At 63.2% G+C, this 24062-nt stretch carries 8 protein-coding genes; 5 read left to right on the forward strand and 3 right to left on the reverse strand.

Annotation, left to right across the window (positions count from 1 at the left end):
- Positions 1–623 precede the first annotated feature (623 nt).
- The 4 genes from gspE to U367_RS0129470 all read left to right on the forward strand — a co-directional run bounded on the left by gspE (position 624) and on the right by U367_RS0129470 (position 17508).
- Positions 624–2042 (forward strand): type II secretion system ATPase GspE, encoded by a 1419-nt coding sequence (gene gspE, locus U367_RS0129455; RefSeq protein ID WP_028619769.1) that lies wholly within the window; start codon positions 624–626, stop codon positions 2040–2042.
- Positions 2042–3253, forward strand: a complete 1212-nt coding sequence (gene gspF / locus U367_RS0129460) for a type II secretion system inner membrane protein GspF (RefSeq protein ID WP_028619770.1) — start codon at positions 2042–2044, stop codon at positions 3251–3253. Before gspE ends, gspF begins: the two co-directional genes overlap by 1 nt.
- Positions 3254–3569: 316 nt before the next feature.
- The gene (locus U367_RS0129465; protein ID WP_028619771.1) at positions 3570–4751 is read left to right on the forward strand and encodes a substrate-binding domain-containing protein; all 1182 of its coding nucleotides are present in this window, start codon (positions 3570–3572) and stop codon (positions 4749–4751) included.
- A 184-nt stretch (positions 4752–4935) separates the two neighbouring features.
- Entirely contained in the window at positions 4936–17508 is a 12573-nt protein-coding gene (locus tag U367_RS0129470; protein ID WP_028619772.1) for a filamentous hemagglutinin family protein, read from the forward strand.
- Positions 17509–17613: 105 nt separating this feature from the next.
- Here the strand turns inward: U367_RS0129470 and U367_RS0129475 are convergent, their stop codons facing one another.
- The 3 genes from U367_RS0129475 to U367_RS0129485 form a co-directional block, all read right to left on the reverse strand.
- Positions 17614–19203 carry a hypothetical protein gene (locus U367_RS0129475; protein WP_084651077.1) on the reverse strand — a complete coding sequence of 530 codons (1590 nt, stop codon included), beginning with the start codon at positions 19201–19203 and terminating at the stop codon, positions 17614–17616.
- A 67-nt stretch (positions 19204–19270) separates the two neighbouring features.
- Complete coding sequence (locus U367_RS0129480; protein WP_028619774.1) at positions 19271–21004, reverse strand: hypothetical protein; 1734 nt, start codon at positions 21002–21004, stop codon at positions 19271–19273.
- A complete protein-coding gene (locus U367_RS0129485) occupies positions 21001–22788 on the reverse strand; it encodes a tyrosinase family protein (RefSeq protein ID WP_028619775.1) in 1788 nt (595 codons plus the stop codon). Before U367_RS0129485 ends, U367_RS0129480 begins: the two co-directional genes overlap by 4 nt.
- A gap of 158 nt (positions 22789–22946) precedes the next feature.
- Here U367_RS0129485 and U367_RS0129490 point away from each other — a divergent pair, with 158 nt between their 5' ends.
- A complete protein-coding gene (locus tag U367_RS0129490) occupies positions 22947–23411 on the forward strand; it encodes an Lrp/AsnC family transcriptional regulator (protein WP_028619776.1) in 465 nt (154 codons plus the stop codon).
- Positions 23412–24062: the final 651 nt, after the last annotated feature.

Here is a 24062-nt window from a genome sequence, read left to right on the forward strand (position 1 = left end):
CCATGGCCCAGTGCGGCTAACCCGGCGTCCTGCCGGGTTACCCACGGATTCAAGCCTGCGTTCGGCCAGCGTGGTTTTACGGGGCGCCTAAGGTCAAAAGCAAAAGCAAGAGCAAAAGCGGCTCGCTTCGCATCGTGGATACGATTTTCGTCTTCTGTAGGAGCCGGCTTGCCGGCGAAAAACGCGAGAACGCCGCGATCATCCAGATGTTCCCGCGTCACCGTTAAGGACCATCGCCGGCAAGCCGGCTCCTACACGACCGCGTTTGCCCTTGCCTTTGCTTCACACCACTCAAGCCGGCTGTCAGGCCGCTGTGCTCTTGCTTTTGATTTTGACCTTAGGCGCCCCGTCAAACACGCTGGCCGGAATTCGGCAGGGATTTGGGGGGTAAACCGGCAGGGATGCCGGTTTAGCCGCCCCGCGCCATGGATGGCGCGTGGCGGCGGCCCCCCAAATCACTGTCGGATTACGGGCACACCGAGCCTAGGCGAGGTGCCGAGTGTTGGGGCAAGAGCGTTTTGCTTACTTTTGCGCTTTTCAAAAGTGAGCCGCCGTAAGGGCGGAACCAATAGTCGCCGTTACCCAAAAAACGGATATGTACACCTAAAAACAGGTCCAACCCAATGAGCCTACTCCCGTACGCCTGGGCCAAATCCCAACGCATCCTCCTGCGCCCCAGCGCCGAGGGCATGCTACTAACCGTGTGCCCCTCAACCCCCGGCTGGTCCATCAGCGAAGTCCACCGCCAATTCGGCCAAACCCACCTCGAACAGGTCCGCGACGACGAACTCGACGGCCTGCTCACCAGCGCCTACGCCGACACCGGCAGCGCCGCCGCTGTAGTGGGCGCCGCCGAAAACGAAGTCGACCTCGACCGCCTCATGCAAGACATGCCCGAAGTCACCGACCTGCTCGACACCCAGGACGGCGCCCCGGTAATCCGCATGATCAACGCCTTGCTGACCCAAGCCGCCCGCGACGAAGCCAGCGACATCCATATCGAACCCTACGAAACCCACTCCGTCGTGCGCTACCGCGTCGACGGCACCCTGCGTGACGTGGTTTCACCCCGCAAAGCGTTGCACGGCGCGCTGGTCTCGCGGATCAAAATCATGGCCCAACTCGATATCGCCGAAAAACGCCTGCCCCAGGATGGCCGTATCGCCCTGCGCGTAGCCGGGCGGCCCATCGACATTCGCGTGTCCACGGTACCCACCGGCCATGGCGAAAGAGTCGTCATGCGCCTGCTAGACAAACAAGCCGGGCGCTTGCAGTTGGAGACCCTGGGCATGGAGCCGCAATTGCTGGCACGCCTGGATACGCTGATCCGCCAACCCCACGGCATCGTGCTGGTCACCGGCCCCACCGGCAGCGGCAAGACCACCAGCCTGTATGCGGCCTTGGCGCGGCTGGACGCGAGTACCAGCAATATCCTCACCGTAGAAGACCCGGTGGAATACGACCTGCCGGGCATCAGCCAGATCCAGGTCAACGCCAAGATCGACATGACCTTCGGCCTGGCGCTGCGGGCGATCCTGCGCCAGGACCCGGACATCATCATGATCGGTGAAATCCGTGACCTGGAGACCGCACAAATCGCCGTACAGGCCTCGCTCACCGGTCACCTGGTGCTGGCAACCTTGCACACCAACGATGCAGTGTCGGCGGTCAACCGCCTGATCGATATGGGCGTCGAACCGTTCCTGCTGGCCTCGTCGTTACTCGGCGTGTTGGCCCAGCGTCTGGTGCGCCGCCTGTGCCCGCACTGCAAGCAGGAGGACCCGGCTGCGCCTGGCACGTGGCGCCCGGTCGGGTGTGCGCAGTGTAATCAGATCGGCTACAGCGGTCGTACGGGTATCCATGAGTTGTTTTGCGTCGATGACGATGTACGCAGTTTGATCCATCAGGGCGCCAACGAGCAGGACCTGCGCCTGGCCGCGCGCCGTGCCGGGATGTTCAGCATGCGTGAAGACGGCGAGCGCTGGGTGCGCAGCGGCGCCACTGCGCCTGAAGAAATCCTGCGTGTGACACGGGACGCCTGATGAATCGCTATCGCTATGAAGCCGCCGATGCCAGCGGCAAAGTCGAGGCCGGGCATGTGGAGGCCGATAGCCAGAGCGCGGCATTTGCCAGCCTGCGCAGCCGGGGCTTGACCGCACTGCTGGTGCAGATCGAAGGCAATCAGCAAACAGCGGCGGGCAGCAGCCTGTTCACCGCCAAACTGTCGGACAACGACCTGGCCTGGGCCACGCGGCAACTGGCGAGCCTGTTGGGCGCCAGCCTACCGTTGGAAGCGGCCTTGAGTGCCACGGTGGAGCAGGCCGAGAAAAAACACATTGCCCAGACCCTGGCCGCTGTGCGCGCCGACGTACGCGGCGGCATGCGCCTGGCGGATGCGTTGGCGGCGCGGCCACGGGATTTTCCGTCGATTTATCGCGCGTTGATCGCGGCGGGGGAGGAGTCCGGCGACCTGGCCCAGGTGATGGAGCGCCTGGCCGACTACATCGAGGAACGCAACAACCTGCGTGGCAAGATTCTTACTGCGTTTATCTACCCCGGCGTGGTGGGGCTGGTGTCCATTGGTATTGTGATTTTCCTGCTGAGCTACGTGGTGCCGCAGGTAGTCAGTGCGTTTTCCCAGGCGCGCCAGGATCTGCCGGGGCTGACGTTGGCGATGCTCAACGCCAGTGACTTTATCCGCGCCTGGGGCTGGCTGTGTTTTGCCGGGATCGTCGGCGGTTTCTGGAGCTGGCGCCTGTATTTGCGCAACCCGGTGGCGCGTTTGAGTTGGCATAGCCGGGTGTTGCGCCTGCCGCTGATCGGGCGTTTTGTGCTGGGCCTGAACACCGCGCGGTTTGCCTCGACCCTGGCGATTCTCGGCGGTGCCGGGGTGCCGCTGTTGCGCGCCCTGGAAGCGGCGCGGCAGACCCTGTCCAATGATCGCCTGAGCCAGTGCGTCAATGACGCCACCGCCAAGGTGCGCGAGGGCGTCAACCTGGCCCCAGCGTTGGCGGTGGAGAAGGTGTTCCCGCCGGTGTTGATCCACCTGATCGCCAGTGGCGAAAAAACCGGCTCGCTGCCACCGATGCTAGAGCGTGCGGCGCAGACTTTATCGCGGGATATCGAACGCCGCGCCATGGGCATGACCGCGTTGCTGGAGCCGCTGATGATCGTGGTGATGGGCGCGGTGGTGCTGGTGATTGTCATGGCGGTGCTGTTGCCGATCATTGAAATAAATCAACTGGTCACCTAGCTCACCCGACCGACCTCGGGTTCCTTATTGCGTCATATTTTCACACCCTGTGCGGCCTCCAGCCATGGCTGCTGAAACCTCGCTGTCACCTGCGCCGAAACCGCTCAAAACCGTGACCAAAACACCCGAGAATCTTTTTAGAAATCAAGGTGTTCCTCCCGAGGTTTTTTCCCATAACCGTCATCGGAAACTGCGACTTTCTCTCCCATGGTTTTAACCCCTGGCCACCCCCGCAAAAGGGCTTGGGGCAGAAGCCATGGCGTCATGCAAGAGCCCTCTACCCCAAACGTACAAACACGACGAAAGGAGATTCTTCATGTTTAAGCGCAACGTTCTCGCGGTATCCGTGACCCTCGCCGCACTGTGCTCGGCCCAGGCTGCAATGGCTGACATCAACGGCGGCGGCGCAACCCTGCCACAGCCGCTGTATCAAACCGCTGGTGTACTCACCACTGGCTTCGCTCCGTACATCGGCGTGGGCAGCGGCAACGGCAAGGCTGCATTCCTGACCAACGATTACACCAAGTTCGTGGCTGGCGTGACTAACAAGAACGTGCATTGGGCTGGCAGCGACTCGAAGCTGACCGCTACCGAGCTGTCGACCTATGCTTCTGCCAAGCAACCGGCCTGGGGCAAACTGATCCAAGTGCCTTCGGTAGCCACTTCGGTTGCCATTCCGTTCAACAAGGCCGGCACCAACGCGGTTGACCTGAGCGTTGACCAACTGTGCGGCGTGTTCTCCGGTCGTTTGACCAACTGGAACCAGATCACCAACTCCGGCCGCACTGGCACGATCGCCCTGGTGTACCGCAGCGAGTCCAGCGGCACCACTGAGCTGTTCACGCGCTTTCTGAATGCCAAATGCACCGAAGCCAAGCCTTTCGCAGTGACTACCACCTTCTCCTCGAGCTACGGCGGTGGTCTGCCATCGACGGCTGTAGCCGCCACTGGCAGCCAGGGCGTGATGGATGCACTGAACGCCGTTGAAGGCCGTATCACCTACATGAGCCCGGATTACGCTGCGCCCACCCTGGCCGGTCTGGATGACGCCACCAAAGTGGCCAAGGTTGGCGGTGTTTCCCCAGCACCTGCCAACGTATCGGCTGCGATCGGCCTGGTTCCAGCGCCAACCGAAGCCCGTGCGGACGGCTCGTTCATCGACGCGACCAACCCGGACAACTGGGTGCCGGTATTTGCCGCCACTGCAAGCGGTCCAGCCACCTTCGCTTACCCATCCAGCGGCTACCCGATCCTGGGCTTCACTAACCTGATCTTCAGCCAGTGCTACGCCGACGCTACCCAGACCACCCAAGTGCGCGGCTTCTTCGCCCGTCACTACGGTGCTTTCGGTAACAACGACACCGCCATCAGCAACAACCGCTTCGTACCGCTGCCAGCCAACTGGAAAAAAGCCGTGCGTGACACCTTCGCCACCGCTTCCAACGCTCAAGGCATCGGCAACACCAGCGTCTGCAACGCCATTGGTCGTCCGCTGTAACCCTCGCTTCAACGACCTGCAACACCGATCAGCAACGGCCTGTGCCGTTGCTGATTTTTTTGCGTTAACAGCCCTGCATGAACTTTGCGTGACAGAAGTTCAGTCCCGCGCCTCGCCAACCGCCTAACCCTCATACGTGAGCCTGTCTTGGCCCCAGCGCGATAACAAAGAAGGAAGATTCCAGATGGTTCGCTGCAAATCACCGGTTAACCTCAAAGCCCCAGTGACAGTCCTGCGCCTCAAGCCTTTGGCCCAGGCCATTGCCTTGTTGGTGGTGGCCGGTAATGCCCAAGCGGCCACGGCGTTCAGTTCCGGCTGGTTTGCCGACAAGGGCGCGTCCCAGGCGAGCACGGCAGCGCGCACCGGTGCCGGCCAGGTCCCGGGGATTCCTTCGCTGAACCAGCAGGCACAGGTCAAGCAGCAGTTGGCGCGTTCCATCAGCACGTTGAACACCAGTGTCGCGGCGATTGCGGCCCAGCAGGCGGCGCAAGCGGCGGGGCGTCAGGCGGCGTTCGGCCAGGTCTCGAACATCCCCGATGGCTTGGGCAAGGGCGGCCTGCAGGTCGATAACAGCCTGAGCCAGGGCTGGACCAACGCCAAGGGCCCCACCCAGAGCCAATCTGGCGGCAAGACCACGGTGACCATCGAGCAGACCGCCGACAAGGCGATCCTCAACTGGGAAACCTTCAACGTCGGGCGCAATACCACTGTCGACTTCCAGCAGCAGTCCAACTGGGCCGTGCTCAATCGCGTCAATGACCCCAATGCGCGCCCCAGCGAAATTCAGGGCCAGATCAACGGCGCCGGCACGGTGATGATCATGAACCGTAACGGTGTGGTCTTCAGCGGCACCAGCCAGGTCAACGTGCGTAACCTGGTGGCGGCGGCCGCGACTATCACGGATGACCAGTTCACCCAGCGCGGCTTGTATGTCGACACCAATGGCACCCAACCCACGTTCACCGACGCGGCGGGCAAGGTGGAAGTACAGCGCGGCGCGCTGATCCAGACACGCACTGCCGCCACTTCCACGGACTCAGGCGGCTATGCCTTGCTGCTGGGCAGCGAGGTGGAAAACGCCGGGACCATCATCACTGCCAAGGGCCAGACCACCCTGGCGGCCGGCGACAGCTTTTACATTCGCAAAGGGGCCGGCACAGCGGGCAACGACCGTTCCACTACTCGTGGCAATGAGGTGGCGACCAGCCTCAAGGCTGGCAGCACCGCCGGTAAAGTCACCAACAGCGGCCTGATCATGGCCTCCACTGGCGACATCACCCTGACCGGTCCCCAGGTGCAGCAAAATGGCGTGGCCCTGGCCAGCACCTCGGTGGATACACGCGGCACGATTCACTTGCTCAACGCCGCCAGCGACACCAACGGCAGCGTGACCCTGGGCGAGGGCAGCACCACCGCGATCCTGCTCGACGCCAGCGGCAGCACGGCGCTTAACAGCCAGAAAGACAACGGCCTGATCAAGCTCGACGGCACGCCTGCCAACCTGATCACCGGGCAGTTCAACAACCTGAGCGCCGTGGTTGACCGCACCGATCAGTCGCGCATCGAGATTGTCAGCGGCGGCACCGTGGACTTCCAAAAAGGTTCGATCACGTTGGCTACCGGCGGCCAGGTAGCGGTCAGCGCCGGCCAGCGCAGCCTGGTGCGTGATGGTGCGATGATCGACGTGTCGGGTGCCATCGGCGTCAAGGTGGCGATGGAAGCCAACAACATCAAGATCAACGTGCAGGGCAACGAGCAGCGCGATGCGCCGGTCAACCGCGACGGCGGGCAACTGATCAACAATGACGTGTGGGTCGACCTGCGCGAGCTGGTGTTTGTACCGGCCGGCACCAACGGCTACGCCACCGATCGCTGGTACACCGCCGGGGGCTTGCTGGAAGTGGGCGGTTACCTCGGCACCCAGGGCCACTCGGTGGGCGAGTGGATGGCCCAGGGCGGCACCTTGACCTTTACCGGCAAGGAGGTGGTGACCCAACAGGGCGCGCAGATCAACCTGTCGGGCGGCACGGTGGATGTGCAGGCCGGTTACATCCAGCAGACCTGGCTCAAGGGCCCGAATGGCCGTTTGTATGAGCTGTCGAAAGCGCCAGGGGACATTCTCTACTCCGGTTTCTACAAGGGCTATGAAGACAACAGCGCGCGCTGGGGCCAGACCGAGTATTACTACAACCCGCTGATCGCTCCCCAGCGTCGTTACGAAGCCGGTTACACCGTGGGCCGCGATGCCGGCAAGCTGGTCGTCGGCACGTCCAGCGCGGTGCTGGAAGGCCAGTTGATCAGTGATGTGTTCCAGGGTGACCGCCAGACCCAGGCACCCAACATCAATCTCGACGGCTACCAGCAATCCCAGAAAGCCAGGGCCCAGCGTGCGCAACTGATCATTGGCCAATACATTCCGATCTACAACAAAACCACCGGCACGCTGCGCTACGCCCTCAGTGGTACCTCCGACCAGGTGCTGATCGACAGCAATACCCAGAAAATCGCCGACGGCCTGGACCTCAACACCGTGCTGCCACTCGATCGCCAGGGCAAGATCCTGCTCGACAGCGATCAGCTCAATGGCTATCAGCTGGGCGCGGTCAAGGTCGCTGCCAAGCAGCAGGTGACCGTCAATGGCGCGCTCAGTGTGGCGGACGGTGGCGACATCACCTTGTTCGGGCCGGGTGTGCAGATCAATGCCAACCTCACGGCCCACGGCGGCAGTATCAACGCCGGCAACATTCTCAGCCAGGTCGATCCGCTCAAGGCCGGTGCGGTGGCGGATACGATCCTGGCCGGTGGTTCGAGTGTGAACGTCGCTGCTGGCGTCAAGCTGGACACCAGTGGCCGCTGGAACAACCTGGCGCTGGATCCGGCTGCCAACGCGGGTGTGGCGTACGTGAACGGTGGCAAGGTGTCGTTGCGCAGTTCCAGCAACGTGAACCTGGCCGCCGGCAGTGTGGTGGATGCGTCTTCCGGTGCCACCCTCGGCGTGGATGGCAAACTCACTGGCGGCAAGGGCGGCAATGTGACCCTGGGCGCACTCGGTGAGCTGGCCCTGGAGGGTGATATTCGCGGCTACGGCGTCAACGGCGGCGGCACCCTGGCGTTGCAGGCGCATAAGGTACAGATCGGCGAAAGCGCCAACGCGCTGGGCAGCGACACCCTGAAACTGGCGGGTGATTTCTTCAATAAGGGCTTCTCGGCCTACGACATCACCGGTAATGAAGGGCTGATCGTCACGGACGGTACTCAGGTCGATGTCAGCCTGCCGGTCTACCGATTAGGTGCTCAAGCCTCGGGTATGCCAACAGGTAGCGATCCAGCCACCGCGCTGGAACGCTGGACGCCGCCGCTGTATCAGGAAGACGCCACCAAAGGTGTGCTGACCCAACGCCGTGGCGCCGGCTTGAGCCTTACCGCCGGCGATGTCAATTCCACCGCCGCGCAACTGGCGACCACGGCGCTCACTGTGGGCCAAGGCGCGGTCATCAATGTGGACCCCGGCCAGGCGATCAACTTGCGCAGCGTCGGCCAATTGACGCTGGACGGCACGCTCAACGCCTGGGGCGGCAGTGTCAGCCTGGGCGGCTTGACGACGGGTGCTTCTGAAGCCGTGAATGCCATCGGCCATGGCCGCTCGATCTGGGTCGGCGAGCAGGCGGTGATCGACGTCGCGGCTCGGGCGGCGACGGCGGTGGACAACCGTGGGCGCACCTATGGCCTGGTGCGTGACGGCGGCAGCATCAACATTGGCGGCACGTTCGACCTCAACACCGGCCTGGCCAAGGCCAGTGACTTGTTCGTGGTGGTGCGTAACGGCGCACGCCTGGAGGCGTCCGGCACCCAAGCCCTGATAAACGTGGCGGGGCAGGGCGCCGTGCAAGCGGCCAGCAATGGCGGCAGTATTACGCTGGCGTCGAATAATGGCCTGTACCTGGATGGCAGTTTTGTCGCCAGGGCCGGTGGCGCCGGGGCGGCGGGCGGCAGTCTCAATGTGGCGTTGGACACCCCGTATTACCAGAAGGCGTCCGTCACTGACCGCGTCCTCAAGGTGCGTGAGCTGGTGTTGGGTCAGGTGTATCAGCCGACGGCGCTGGCCGGCACCGCGGAAGATGCGGCCGCCAGTCTGGAGTCCGGGCATGGTCGGTTGGGTGTGGATCAAGTCAGCGCGGGCGGTTTCGATAACCTGGCGCTGATGAGCAACGGCCTGTTGAGCGTTGATGGCGACGTGACCTTGAACATGGGCCAGAGCCTGCGCCTGTACAGCCGTGGTTACGGCCTCAGCGAAACCGCAGCGGGCAACTCGCGCATCAATCTTTCGGCACCGTATTTGCTGCTGGCGGGGTTCCTCGCGCCTGAAGAGACGGGCAAGGACCTCTATGTGCGACCGATTCCGGTGCTGCCGGCCCCGTCCCAGCGGGCAACCGAGGCGCAATTCAATGCCTCCGGCAGCCTGATCGACGTGCGTGGCAATGTCATCTTCGGTAACCGTAGCAGCCTGTTCCGGGCAGATAACAGCCAGGCCAGCCTTGAGCGTCGCGGGTTCGATCAGGTCAACCTGACCAGCCAGGGCGACCTGCGTTTTCTCGCCGGAGCAGCCGAGAACGACATCATTACCGGTGTCAGCACGCAGTTGCTGACGCAGGGCGATATGACCTTGCGCGCCGCGCAGCTGTACCCGGCCACTGAAGTCAGTGCCCGCGTCATCGCCGGTTATCTTGGGCAGTCGACCACCACCTCCCTTGACTTGGACTTTGACCCCTTGCGTACGCTGACCATCGGCCGCGTGGGCAGTGCCGATGCGCCTATCCCGTATTCGGCGTTCGGCCGCCTGCAACTGGGCGCGGCCACCGTGCGCCAAGGGGGCGTGGTACGCGCGCCCTTGGGGTTGATCGACATCGGCAGCATGGGCAGCAGCGTGGTGCAACTGCTGCCCGGCAGCCTGACCTCGGTGAGTGGCAAGGGGTTGATGCTGCCTTATGGCGGAACGCTGGACGGCCAGGTCTACAAGTACAACGGTAAAACGGTAAAATTTATCGGTCAGGGAGGGCTGCCCTCCCGTGAAGTTGACCTGAATGTCGGTGTCGTGCTGGGTGGCAAGTCGATCAGCGTGTTGCCGGACGCCACCCTGGACTTGTCCGGTGGAGGCGATCTGTTGGGCGCCGGCTTTGTTTCCGGGCGCGGTGGTTCTACGGATGCGCGCTACAGCCCGCTGGTGCAATTTGGCGCCAATGGCGGGTTCGTGCTGCCGGGACTGTCCACCAACCCGATCTATGCCATTGTGCCGGGGATACAGCCGGACGCCGCGCCGGTCGCAGGAGAGGGCGGGGCCGTGACGCCATTGGTTGGTCAGCAGATCACCATCGGCGCCGGTGTGCCGGGGTTGCCGGCGGGCACGTACACGCTGATGCCGTCGACCTACGCGTTGATGCCAGGCGCCTTCCGCGTCGAAATCAACGGCCTGGCCGGGCTGGGCAGCGGCACCGCGACCACCTTGATGCGCAACGGTTCGTGGGCCACTGCCGGGCACCTGTCGATTGCCCATACCGGGATCAGCAACAGCGTGGCCAGCCAATTGATCCTGACCTCTGCCGATACCCTGCGGCGCTATTCCCAATACAACGAAACCAGTTACGCCCAATTCGCCAGGGCCGATGCGGCCAGGTTGGGCGTGCCACGGCCGATGCTGGAGGCCGACGCGAAAACCTTGAAACTGGCCCTGCGTCCGGGAGACGGCGCCGAGGCCTTCTCGTTCCAGGGTATCGGGCGCTTTGGCGCGGCATCGGGTGGGTATGGCGGCACGGTGGCAGTCATCGACCGCAGTCAGCAAGGGATCGAAGTGGTTGGCGCAGGACAGGCGGCGACAGCCGGGTTCGCCGGCATCACCTTCAACGCCGATAGCCTGAATGCATTGGGTGCTTCGCGGCTGATGGTGGGTGGGATGACGGCTGTGGAGTACGGCCAGTCCGGGAACTTCATTTACCTGGCGGGCGGGGTCAACCGCGCCCAAAGCAATGTGATCTTGCGTAATGGCGCAACCCTTGCCGCGCCGGAAGTGTTCCTGGTGAGTGATACCGGCTCCATCGTCGTGGAGCAGGGTGCTTCGATCAATACCCTGGGGCGCGGTAATGCCAGCTACGATGCCCGCGACGGCTATATCTACCAGGTGGCCAACATGCTGGCGGTGTCCAATGGCCTGCTCAACGTGATCAGTGCGCCCAAGGTGGGCAGTGTGATCAGCCAGGGGATCAACATCGGTGCCTGCAGCAGCGGTGCGTGCAGTGGCCAGACCGGGCTGTACGCCAACGGCAGCATCGTGGCCCTGACCGACAGCACCTTTCAACTCGGCGACCAGGTGCGTTACGGCACCCGTCACCTGAACCTGGGCGTGAGCACCATCAACCTGGGCAGCGCCGACGCCCTGGCCGCAGCGGCGGCGACGAATCGCTTGCCGGCCGGGCTGACGCTCAGCCAGGCGCTGCTTGATCGATTGCTGCGTGGCGATACGCAGTTCGGCGCACCTGCCTTGGAAACCCTGCAGCTCTCGGCCCGCGACGGGTTCAACTTCTACGGCAATGCGGTACTCGACACTTATGACCCGCTCACCGGCAAATCGCTGCTGAGCAACCTGATGCTGTCCACCCCGGCCCTGTACGGTGCCGGTGGTGCCAACGACGTGGCGACGATCCACACCGCCAACCTGATCTGGCTGGGCGCGATCACGCCTCCGGGCGCGGTGGTAGAGGGTGGTGCGGGCACCGGCAGCGGGCGCCTGGATGTCAACGCCGAGCGGATCGAGTTCGGTTATGGCGCCTTTGGCCAGCCGAGCAACGTGAAAAGCTTCGACCGCCTGGCCCTGGGCTTTGCCAACGTCAATCTGAACGCCAGCGAGCGCATCACGGCCAACCATAAGGGCAGCCTGTCGGTGTACCAGAGCCAGGGCGCCTACGACCCGGTCAGCGGCTTTCAGTACAGCGGCGGCAACCTGACTATCCGCACGCCGTTGATGACCGGTGAAGCTGGCTCGGTGAACGTGATCAAGGCGGGCGGTGCGATCGACATCGGCGCGTCCGCCGGCCCGCGTGGTGCGGCCAGTGGCCAGGGGGCCGAACTGTCCCTGCACGGCGACAGCATTCGGCTGGCCAGCGCGGTGGTGTTGCCTAGCGGCAAAGTCAGCCTCAGCGCGCGTGGCGATGTGGTGTTGACCGATGACGCGTTGATCGACGTGGCCGGTCGCGCCATTCCCTTCAACGACGTGACCCAATACGGTTGGGGCGGCGATGTGCTGTTGGACAGCCGCAGCGGCAATATCCTGCAGGCGGCGGGGTCGACCATCGACCTGTCCGCGAAGAACAACCAGGCCGGCAAACTGCGTGCCGTGGCAACGGACGCGGCCGGTGGCATCGTCGACCTGCAAGGCAAAATCCTCGGCAGCAGCAGCGGCCACTACCTGGCCGGCGGCACTTCAATGCCATACCAGGCCGGCACCGTGGAAATCCAGGCGCAACGCCTGGGCAGCAGCGGCGCCCTCGACCAACAGTTCGCCGAGCTCAACCAGCGCCTCAACCAGGGCGAAGTGTTCGGCGCGCGCAGCTTCCAGCTCAAGCAGGGTGACCTGACCATCGGCAACGGGCTCAAGGCCGGCACCATCAGCGTGTCGGTGGACAACGGCAGCCTGCGCGTCAATGGCCTGGTGGACGCCAGCGGCGAGCGGGTCGGCAGCATCAACCTGGCCGGCAAAAATGGCCTGACCCTGGACAGCACGGCGGTACTCGACGCCCATGGCAGCAAGCTGCGCGTGGACAGCTACGGCAAGATCATCGACGCGCCGAACCGCGCCATGGTGGTATTGGGCTCCGGCACCGGCCAACTGACCCTGGCCGATGGCGTGCGCATCGACCTGCGCCACGGCACCGACGGCGCGACCGGCAACGATGGGCGCAATCGCGGCACCCTGGAGCTGAACGCGCCACGGTTGTTCAACCCGGACGGCAGCAGCAATGACATCAATATCGACGCCAGCGGGCGCCTGACTATTCAGGGCGCGCGCTCGATTACCCTCAACGGCATGGCCACCTACGACGATGCCCCGGAGAAAACCGACCCGACCGCCAGCGGCAGGCCGTATCAGGAAATCACCCAAGGCTACCTGGATGGCAAGCACGCCTTGAGCGAGGCTTTTATCAATGCCGCGCTGCTCAATAACGATCTGTTGCAAAACAAACTCGCCGGGTTGAACAACGCCACGTATGCCGATGCCTTCCACCTGCGCCCAGGCGTGGAAATCGTCAGCAAGACCCCGGACGGCGACCTGGTGGTGCAAGGCGATCTGGACCTGTCCGGCTATCGCTACGCCAGCCTCAACCCCACCAGCCAGAAGAACAACGCGGTGTATGGCAGCGGCGAGTCCGGCAGCCTGACCCTGCGTGCCGGCGGCGACCTGAATATCTACGGCAGCATCAACGACGGTTTCGCCAAGCCGCCGGTGTCCGAGGATGACAAAGGCTGGGTGCTGTTGCCGGGTGTCGATTTCAGTGGCGGAAATATCGTGGTGCCGGGCAATGGCGTGACCCTCGCCGATGGCACCGCCTTCCCAGCCGGCGCCACGCTTAACTACGACCTGCCGATCAAAGGGTTGACCGTGGCGGCCGGCACGCGCTTGCCGGTGGCCGCGACATTGGCTCAGGACCTGGTGGTGCCCGCCGGTAGCGTGTTGTCGGCGGATGTGCGCGATGCTGGCGGCAACCTGCTGTTCGCCGCTGGCACCTTGCTCAGCCAGGCGCAAACCCTGGTGGCGGGCACGCAACTGGGCGCCGGCACGCTGTTGACCGAGGGCACCCGCCTGCAAGCCATGATCTGGCCCAAAGGCGTGCCGCTGCCCACGGTGCACGGCGCAACGCTGAGCAATAACATCGTACTGCTCAGCGGCACCAAGGCCTTGCCTAAAGGCGGGCTAATCCCCGCCGGCACCGATGTGAAGCTGCCCAACGGGGCGACGTCGGTGCAACTGCGCGTCGGGGTTTCCGGCGGCGCCGGCCAGGTGTGGGCGATCTCGCCGATGCTGGCCGAAGGCACTCAATCGTGGTCGTTGCGCCTGGTAGCGGGCGCCGATACCGAGGCGGCTGACAGCCGTATCCTGCAAGCCCACCCGCGCAGTGGTGACATTCACTTGGCGGATAACCACTACGGCATGTTTGCCAAGGAAATACCTGCCAAAGGCGTACAAACCTGGACCGCCCAGGCAGTCATTGATATGGGCTTTGCCGGTGTGGTCGTCAAGGAAGGCGACCCGATTGATCAGGCGGTACTCGATGGCTTCGGGCTGGGTTCAATCGAGGACTTCTGTGCCGCAACGCCGGAGTACTGCAAGCCCAAGGTCACCTATGTATTCACCCAATACGCTGTTGATCAGTTGGCAAGTCAAGGCGTCACTGTGGTCGTCAATACCGAGATGACCGATGCGTTTTTCCAGAGCATTGATTACCCGACTGTGGCTGAGGTGTGTGGCAGCGCGCCTGAGTTCTGCCTGCTGAAGGCGGACAAGGAATACGCCGCCACACCTTCCAGCACGCGATTCAGCGTCATCCGCACCGGCACCGGCGACCTGGAATTGTTGAGTGCGGGCAACCTGAGCATGGATTCGTTGTACGGCGTCTACACGGCCGGCACCTCGTCGACCGGTACCTTTGCCGGCGACCCTTACAACCTGCCTAAGGCGACGCCGACAGGCACTGACCCGTCCAGTAAAACGGTGCTGAGCGACCCCGGCAGCTTCTTTGAAAAGTTTGTCAATGGCTCGCCTACCAGCCTGTATCGGGCCTGGTACCCGGAGGCAGGGGGCAACCTGACGCTGAATGTCGGAGGGGACCTGGCCGGTCATATCACCAGCCTCACCGCGTTGAGCCCCGCGCGACCCAACCCCAAGGATGCAGGGGTGGACTCCGCTGCCGTCGGCAATTGGCTGTGGCGCCAGGGCAGCAGCGACGTAGGGACGGGCGGGCAAGCCCAGCCGACGGCCTGGTGGATCAATTTCGGCAGCTACACCGCAACGACGGCAGCGGACAAGATGCTCGGTTTCACCGGTTTCGGTGCCCTTGGCGGCGGCAACGTGGATGTCAACGTCGGCGGCGATGCCGGCGTGTTGAACACGCTGGGCTACAGCGCCAGCCATGTCGAGGCGAACCCGCATAGTCAGGGCCTGGTGTTGGCTGTGGGTAGTACGGGCCGGGTCGCCAGCGATGGCAGTTTGCAGCTGACCGGTGGCGGTGACCTGCGCGTGCGCATCGGAGGGGCACTGAACCCGGCCAGCGTTGCCGGCACCGCTGACCATCGTGATGGTGTACTGGTCAACTTGCGAGGTGACGTGCAATTTCGCAGCGCCACCGTGGGCAGTGTCGACATGATGTATGGCAGTATCGCCAGGTTCCAGAGCCCCGGCGAAACCCGTGCCTATGATCCACTGGTCGCGACCCGCGGCGCTGCTCGCGGTGGAATGACCCTGGTGCCGGGTGATGCGACGTTCAATCTGCAGACCCTGGGTGACCTGGTGGTGCAGAACGTCGAAGACCCTGGGCGAGTCGTACTCTCCCACCTGTCCCCCTTCGCTCAAGGGGCTGAACAGGGCACCGGTACCAGTTGGTTCACACTGTGGACCAAGGGCACGTCGATCGACCTGTTTTCCTTGGGCGGCAACCTCACGCCCTTCAGTCGATCCGACGCGACGGCCGACCTGGCGGTGGTCTATCCATCGATCGTCAGGGCCACGGCAGCCGGCGGTAGTCTGTATTACGGTAAGGCGGCAGAGACGCAGGCCAATGGCGACGACAACTACACTTACCCACTGCTGTTGGCGCCCGGCGAGAATGGCCAATTGCAGTTCCTGGCCCAGGATTCGATCTACGCCGGTGGCATGACCGTCAGCCAATCCGGGACAGCCCAGAGCACCATGGCGACCCCTTGGCATCCGGCGTACCAGGGCCGCATCGGCAACGCGGTGAAGGCCAGTAACCTGTCGGCCAACGGCAACTCGGGCAGCCAGCCGTTGTTTGTATTCGGGCCGGGTACGGCTGGGCTGTCACCCGGTGGCAGTGCTGAACCCGCGCGTTTTTACGCGAGAGACGGCGATCTGGTCGGTGTCAGCAGTGGCCGCGTGATCACCTTCGGTACAACGGCGGGCAGCTTGCATGAAGGCCAGACCTGGTATGAGGGCAATGGGCCGGTATGGATGATGGCGGGACGGGATATCGTCAGCAGCGGTCGGCGCTTCGGTCAGAGCTCGCCTGCTGGCTTAACCATGTTCCCCCAGGACAACCTGATCATTCACAACACCCCCAACGACATCTCCGTGGTGTCCGCCGGCCGCGACATTCTGTACAGCAACTTCCAGGTCGCCGGCCCCGGCCTGCTGGAACTGTCGGCGGGGCGCAATATCCTCCTGACCGGTTCCGGGGCGTTGGGCGAGTCCAGCGTGACCAGCCTCGGGCCCCTGTTGGCCGGGGACAACCGTCCTGGGGCGAGTATCGTCATGCAGGCGGGCGTCGGCCCCCACGGGCCGGATTACCTGCGCTTCGTCGAGGCGTACCTGAACCCCGCCAACCTGGCGCAGCCTGGCGAGTCGATTCAGGGCAATAAGGTCGCCAAGACGTACGAAAACGAGTTGGTCACCTGGCTCGCCGAGCGCTTCGGTTTTGTTGGCGATACCGAGCAGGCACGCGCCTACTACGCGGCGCTGCCCGCCGAGCAGCAACGAGTGTTTGCCCGCAACCTGTACTTTGCCGAACTCAAGGCCGCAGGGCGCGAGTACAACACCGACGGCAGCGTGCGCCAGGGCAGCTACCTGCGTGGCCGCGCCGCCATTGCAGCGCTGTTCCCCGACAAGGACGTGGCCGGCAATCCGATTACCTACAAAGGCGACATCACACTGTTCGGCGGCTCGGGCGTGCACACCAATTTCGGTGGCTCGATCCAGATGCTCACCCCAGGCGGCAGCCAGACCTTCGGCATCGAAGGCGAGGCGCCACCGTCGACGGCGGGTGTGATCACTCAAGGTGCGGGGGATATCCAGCTGTATTCCATGGGCAGCATTCTGCTCGGCCAGAGCCGCATCATGACCACCTTCGGTGGTTCGATCATGGGCTGGACCAGCGAGGGTGACATCAACGCCGGTCGCGGCTCCAAGACCACTGTGGTGTACACGCCGCCCAAGCGTGTCTATGACAACTGGGGCAATGTGGGCCTGTCGCCGTCGGTGCCGAGTACCGGTGCGGGGATCGCCACGCTCAACCCGATTCCGGAAGTGCCGGCAGGAGACATCGACCTGATCGCGCCATTGGGCACCATCGATGCGGGCGAGGCGGGCATTCGTGTGTCGGGCAACGTCAACATCGCCGCCTTGCGCGTGGTGAACGCAGCGAACATCCAGAGCCAGGGCAAGTCGTCCGGGGTGCCGGTGTCTGCCGCGGTCAACACCAACGCCATGACATCAGCCAGCGCGGCCGGGGCGGCGGCGTCCCAGGCCGCGGAAGACGCGGCGCGCAGCCAGCAGGCGGCGTCCAAGCAGGGCCGGCCGTCGATCATGACGGTTGAGGTGTTGAGCCTCGGCAGCGAGCCGTTGCCACAGGAACCTGCGCCAGCGCAGAAAACCTCCGGCTACAACCCCGACAGCCCGGTGCAGGTACTGGGCGCGGGGCCGCTGAGTGAACAGGCGCGGGCGCGGCTGACGGATGAGGAGCGCAAGCAGATCAGCCTGTAGATTTACAGAAGGACCTGTGGTGAGCGGGCTTGCCCCGCGCTGGGCTGCGAAGCAGCCCCTCACCTCTACAAGCCCCCACAATTGCGCCCCGTGGTTGGCTTGCGGCTACGGCTCATCCTTGAGGGTCTTGAACGCCTCGATGCGTTTGATCAGGCGCGTGTTCTTCGCCGAGTCGGCATTGCCAAACAGAAAGGAGAAATCCGACGCCAGTTTGGACCCGCCGGCAATCGCCGCGTACTGATGGCAGTCGTTGCAGTTGTCTGTCTGCACGTAGGTTTCCATCGTAGTGTTGGCGACAACGACACTCTGGTCGCTGACAAACGGCCCATAGGACAGCGGCACCTGCACGTTGGGTCCAGGGCCGGGATCGTTGGGCGCGTTGGGCGTCTTGGACCACAGCACATTCACCAGTTTGTAGTACTGGAACACTGATTGGCCCTGGGTTTTCTGGGCGAAAGTCTGCTGCACCGCCGTGTTCAGCACCTGCAGGTCCTGGGGCGTGGCATTGAGTCGCGTGGCCTGCACTGGCTGATCAAGGGGCGTGCAGTTGGGCGGCGTGTGGGTGGCATCGCACTGCACCCGTGCAACGTTGGGCGTGCAGGCATCACCCGTGCAGGCCGGATTGTTGAAACTGTAGCCCTGGGGCCCTGCTGTGCCGTTGTCCGGCACGTTGTCGACCTGCTCGAAGGTGGTCCAGATGAAGTTCGGCTGGGTCTGTGTCTTGTTGATGATATGCAGGCCCACCAGACCCACCACTTCCTGGGTGCATTGCAGCGTGTCGGGGCGCTGCAGCCAGGCGACGGTGGTCAGGTAACGCCCGTACAGCTCGGGTTTGTTGGTGAGCACGCGCCAGGCTGCCTTGAGTTCCAGGGCGCCGAGTTCTTCTTGGGGCAGCGCCTGGGCCGGCAGCTCGCGCACCAGTTTGCCTGCGGGCAGTGACAGGCCTGCGGGGTGCCGGTTGTCGCTGTTCTGCGCCACGATCAGTTGGTTGGCGGCGTCGTACAGCCCGTTTTCGACGATGTAATCAAACTCGGCCTTGCCGACCTTGCGCTCGAAAAACACCAGGTTGCCCGACTGGTCCGTGAGCCAGCCGCCGGAAGCTTCCATGATCGAATCGGGCAGCGTCACCTGGGTACCGCTGGATAAGTGGAAGCGGTGCTTGCGGTTGATCGCGCTTTCCGACGTGGCTGTAATGAATTTACGTGCGCCCGTGGAAAACGCCTTGAGGTTGCCGGTGGCGGTGCAATTGGACGGCACCAGGGTTTCCACGCCCCAACCGGAGGGCTTGGGCGCACCGGGCAGGAAGATATCGCTGGCGTCCTTGTAGCTGGCCCACACCGGGGCATTGCTCATGGGCTGGCCGGGCGTTGGCGGCACGCCGAACTGGGCCACGGTGCTTTGCGTGTCCGGCTCTCCGGCCAGGCTCGAGTTGGCTGGCCAGCCGGGGTTGACCGGCCAGTTCATGGCGATGAACAACTGCCAGCCGAAACAGTTGAGAAAGTCCTGCTCGGTGCCGAAGTTGTTTACCGGCAGGAAGCCGCCGCTGGTGGGATCGAACACCAGTTGGCTGACGCAGCTCTGGGCGTCCGAGGCCGCATTGGCCGGCGTGGTGCCCAGCAGGGGAAGAAGGGCGCAGGTGATCCAGCACAACACACTCAAGCGTGCCCGGCGCAGCGGGCGAAGCCATCCGTTCATGGTCGCATTCCTTGCTCAAGACTCAAGAGGCGACCGCCCACGCCAGGCATGGGCGGCCAAGCGGTACTCAGGCGACAGGCACCAGCGCCAGGCCGCTTTCCCACGGATGCTGCGTGGCGCTGGGGTTGGCGGCTTCGCTGGGGTTCAGCGCACGCACGCTGACCAGCCCCGGCGCTGCGTTGCTGCTGACGGTGACGGTCATGATGTAGCCCTGGGTGCCGCCGCTGTCGGTCTGCCCTGGAATCGCCGAGGCATCCGGCAGGAATTTCGTGACCTGAGCCGTGATCCCAGGGTTGGAAAACTGCACCCGCGCATCTGCCGCCGTGGTGCTTGGGTCAGCGCCTTGCACCACCAGCACGAACTGGCCCGAGCTGCCGGGCGCAAAACTGGCCGGCAAGTCGCTGGGGGACTGACCGTAGAACAGGTCAATCGGCAGCAATTGCACAGGCCAGGGTTGCGCATCGGTGTTGTTGGCTGCCACGCAATCGCACTCTTGGGGCGTGGCGGTGAGTGGCGCCGGGGTTACGCTCAGGGCCACATTCAGCTCGTTGGCGATCACCCATACGTAGTCGATCGGCGTGCCGTTGATGGTGATGTCGTTGATCGAGAACCCCGCGCTTTGCGGCACTTCGAAGACGGCCTGCAGGATCTGGTCGGAGTTGTTCGGCCCGGTGCCGGCAGTGCCACGGGTGATGCGCCAGTAGCTGCTCACATCCTGGCCTTGCGGGCCTTTCCAGGTGCTGAAGGACTTCGGTTGTTGCAGGTACAGACCGATGGGGTTGGTCAAGGAAATCAGGGCTTTGACGGCTTCCTGGTTGGCGGAGAAACCGATATGCGGATCGGAGTTGCGGTAGTTCTGCCCGTATTGGGCGCAGCAGATCAGGTTCTGTTGGTTGCCGCTGCTTTTGATCGGCCGCAGGATGGTGGCCGCTGCCGCCAGGTAGATCTCGGCACTCAAGGTATTGGGGCCTGAGGTCAGGTGCATCGCGCCGCCTGACACACCCGGAATGCGCACGGTACCGCTGTTCCATTTGTTCACGGTGTCGTAGGCGGGCTGGCCGGTGGTGGGGTCAAGCACCGGATCACCGGCCTTGCCGGTCGGGCCGTTGGCGGTGTAGCGCAGGTACAGGTCTTCGATCTTCACCTGTGGGTCGACATAGGCTTTGTACAGCCCCAGCACGGCCTGCGGGTCGATGTTCCACATGGTCAGGAAGTACGCCGGGTTCTCGCTGGTGAACATGATGCTGCGCATGTTGCCGTCGGGATCGCGGGTGATCGACCACTCGCAGTATTCATCCAGCCAGCCCCGTGGGCCCGAGGGTGAAAAGTCGGCGTAGGGGCCGTTCCAGTTGATGGACTTGCACAGCACGCTGGGGATCTGCAGTTGGGTCGCCTTGGGGTCCGGGTACAGCGAATAGAGGGTGTTGTTGAGGGTGATCTGGCCGTGGTCGGTCAACTGCATCACCTGGTCCAGGGTCATGGCCTTGCCGCCCAGTTGCGGGACCACGGCGGCGCCGTTGTTGTAGAAGAACGTCCACAGACGATTGGGGAAGGGCTGCCAGGTGATGGTCACTGGCGTCTGCGTGCCGTAGCCGCTTTCGATCGGGTTGTAGTAGCCCGAGCGCGGTGCGTCGTTGAGGTTGGACCAGGGGTTGCCGATCACCGACATCTGGGTCCAGCCGGTGACGTTGTTGTTCCAGTTGGTTTCGAAGGTGGGCAGTTGATTCTCCAGGCCCAGCTTGTTGTAGTCCTTGGGGGCTTGTTCGGCGGGGGAGGTGAATTGGGTGAAGGGCGTGCTCATGTTGGTTCTCCAGCATTGGTGTTGGTGGAGCAGCAACCGGCGTCCGGAGCGGGGCCGGCAGAGGTTTGGCGTGGGTCGTCCCACACCAGTTGGGCGATAAAGCCAGGCAGGGGCGCGTACGCATCGGGCGTCAACACCTGGCCAGTATCGGGATGGGTCACGATCAGCGATAACTGCGCTGTATCGGTCGGTTTGAGGTTCAGCGCCTTGACGTTGCGCGCGGCGTTCAGGGCGCGGGAGACGCCTTGGGTGATGCAGCGTCCCTTGTCATCCACCAGGCCCATGCCGATGCGGCTGAAGCGCCCGACGTAATGCGGGTTGTCGGCATTCGCCTGTTGCGCCGTGGCGTCGGGTTGATTGAGGAAGACGTCGATCAGGTAGGTGTCGTGGGTGCAGCGCACATGGTCGAACACCACCCAGGGGCCGGTGATGGCAGCCGGTTTTTGATGGCAGCACGCAGCTTTCGCCGCGCCAAACTGCGGGGCCACCGGGGTGCCGTAGTCGTAGCCGATGTGCCGGCTGTCCTGGGCCATATCGCCGAGGGTGGTGTAGCGCCAAGCGTCGGCGCTGGTGAAGCTCACCTCGTCGGCCTGATGGCCAGCGAACGGCTGCAACAGGCACTGGGTGGTGTACTGCGCCGCCGGGTTGGCGCGGATCCAGACCTCCAGCATGCGGTCGATATTGGCGTGATAGGCGCAGAACACCGGGTCGAACGCGGTGTAGGCGTTGTCGGCCATGTCACCGCCGATCCAGCCGTGATAGTTGTCGTGGGGCTGCTCGTAAAGCCCGTCGAAATTCAGCGCGCGGTTGGGGTACAGGTCATTCGGTTGCGGCGGGTCGAAGCTGGTGATGTTGGCCCAGGGGTAGCCCGGCACGCCTTGCGGCTGGCTGAACGTGGTGAAAGCCAGCGCATCGACCACCTGCTGCTGAAAGATCCGGCTCATGCCATACAGTTGGGTGCGCTCGAAACGAAAGGCCTCGCCCTGGGTATAGAACAGCGGGTTGCGCTGCACATACAGGCAATCCACGTCGCCGACCGGAGCGGTGGCGCAAACCTTGGAACAGCCATCCTTGGCCGCCGCATACCGCAATGGGTTACGCCGCACTTCACCGGTGTGCGGGTGCACATAGGTTTCATCGAGGAACGCTTGGGGCAGGCCGGCCTGGGAGCTGCCGTCGATACTGGCGTCCACGGCCATCCAGTCCCAGTAAGGGATCGCGCAGTCGATCAACGCTTCCAGATATAGCAGGTAGGCGCGATGCCACAGGGCGAAGGCTTCCTGGTAATGCAGGCACCAGTTGGTATGGATGTAGGCGTAACGCTGCCAGGGCGAACCGCTGTCGGGGTCGCCGATATGCATCACGTCATCCAGCTTGGCGCGGTACAGGTTCAGTTCGTCGACGCTCAGCGAGCGGATGTCCTGGCGTACGCGCTTGACCGGGTGCGGCAACGCCGGTGGTGGGATGCGTTCGGCCGGGTCGAAGGGCGAGATGCTGTCCAGCCGCCAACCCTGGTTGACCCACAGGCGGAAGGTTTCCAAGGCATCGATCGGCCAGAATTGCTGCTGGTCGGTGGTCAGCGGCATGTTGCGCGACGCGAGGTGCTGGTAGATGGTCTGCGACCAGGTCTTGACCGACGCCGGGTCTTCCAGGAACACGTCGTAGGCATTCATGCAGCCGATCCAGGTGGCCGCAACGGCGGCGCGCTGGCTGACGGGTATCCAGTAGGGAGCGCTGAAAAGTCCTTGGATATCAGCGGTCCATGTCGGTTTCGCGACTATCATAAGATCCCTCTCATGCCGCCGTAAGGCCAGGTGTTGGCCGGGCTGCTAAGCTGAATCGATGTTAACTAGCCACTGCGCAGGATTTGTGCAAATTGGCCCGTCATTGCGACGGATTCATTGCAATTTTCAAGGACGATTTGGAACCGATGACAGACGCCATGGATTTGAAAATCCTGGGCAAGTTGCAAAAGGATTGCGACCAGAGCCTGGAGTTGTTGAGTGACAGTGTGGGGCTATCGTCCACCAGTTGTTACCGGCGGATTCGCCGCATGGAGAGCGCGGGGATTATCAAGGCGAAAGTGGCGGTCTTGGATGAGCGAAAGTTGGGGATCCAGGTGACGGCGTTTTTTCTGATCAAGTTGGATAGGGATAGCAATGATATTGATCGCAGGATGCAGCACATACTTTCTGGTCATCCGGAGATTCAGGACTGCTACTTGATGACGGGGGAGTTTGATTTTGTGATGGTGGCGAAGTTTCGGGATGCTGCGGAATATACCGAGTATATCTATCGGTTTTTGGAGATTTATCGGGATATTCCGATTCGGACTTATTCTTCTACGTTGGTGGTTCGGACGGTTAAAAAGTCTTATGAGTTGCCGTTGCAGGGGGTGGGGTTTTGATTGAGTACATATCCGTTATTTGAGTAACGGTCACTATTGGTTCCGCTCTTACAGCGGCTCACTTTTGAAAAGCGCAAAAGTAAGCAAAACGCTCTTGCCCCAACACTCGGCACCTCGCCTAGGCTCGGTGTGCCCTCACTCCGGCTTGAATCCGTGGGCCGCCGCGATGGGCCATCCTTGGCCCAGCGCGGCTAACCCGGCGTCCTGCCGGGTTACCCACGGATTCAAGCCTACGTTCGGCCAGCGTGTTTAACGGGGCGCCTAAGATCAAAATCAAGATCAAGAGCGACTCGCTTCGCATCGTGGATACGCGGTCCCTGTAGGAGCCGGCTTGCCGGCGAAAAGCGTGAGAACGCCGCGTTCATCCAGACACCCCACGTCATCGTTAACGACCATCGCCGGCAAGCCGGCTCCTACAGGACCGCGTTTGCTTTGGCCTTTGCTTCACACCACTCAAGCCGGCTGTCAGGCCGCTGTGCTTTTGCTTTTGATCTTGATCTTAGGCGCCCCGTTAAACACGCTGGCCGGAATTCGGCAGGGATTTGGGGGGTAAACCGGCAGGGATGCCGGTTTAGCCGCCCCGCGCCATGGATGGCGCGTGGCGGCGGCCCCCCAAATCACTGTCGGATTACGGGCACACCGAGCCTAGGC

It is taken from the genome of Pseudomonas canadensis, from assembly GCF_000503215.1.
GTDB classification, from domain to species: domain Bacteria; phylum Pseudomonadota; class Gammaproteobacteria; order Pseudomonadales; family Pseudomonadaceae; genus Aquipseudomonas; species Aquipseudomonas canadensis.

Excerpts from the sequence above, each read along its gene's own strand:
- gspE (WP_028619769.1), top strand. The coding sequence starts at position 624 with ATGAGCCTACTCCCGTACGCCTGGGCCAAATCCCAACGCATCCTCCTG.
- gspF (WP_028619770.1), top strand. The coding sequence starts at position 2,042 with ATGAATCGCTATCGCTATGAAGCCGCCGATGCCAGCGGCAAAGTCGAG.
- U367_RS0129465 (WP_028619771.1), top strand. The coding sequence starts at position 3,570 with ATGTTTAAGCGCAACGTTCTCGCGGTATCCGTGACCCTCGCCGCACTG.
- U367_RS0129470 (WP_028619772.1), top strand. The coding sequence starts at position 4,936 with ATGGTTCGCTGCAAATCACCGGTTAACCTCAAAGCCCCAGTGACAGTC.
- U367_RS0129475 (WP_084651077.1), bottom strand. The coding sequence starts at position 19,203 with ATGAACGGATGGCTTCGCCCGCTGCGCCGGGCACGCTTGAGTGTGTTG.
- U367_RS0129480 (WP_028619774.1), bottom strand. The coding sequence starts at position 21,004 with ATGAGCACGCCCTTCACCCAATTCACCTCCCCCGCCGAACAAGCCCCC.
- U367_RS0129485 (WP_028619775.1), bottom strand. The coding sequence starts at position 22,788 with ATGATAGTCGCGAAACCGACATGGACCGCTGATATCCAAGGACTTTTC.
- U367_RS0129490 (WP_028619776.1), top strand. The coding sequence starts at position 22,947 with ATGGATTTGAAAATCCTGGGCAAGTTGCAAAAGGATTGCGACCAGAGC.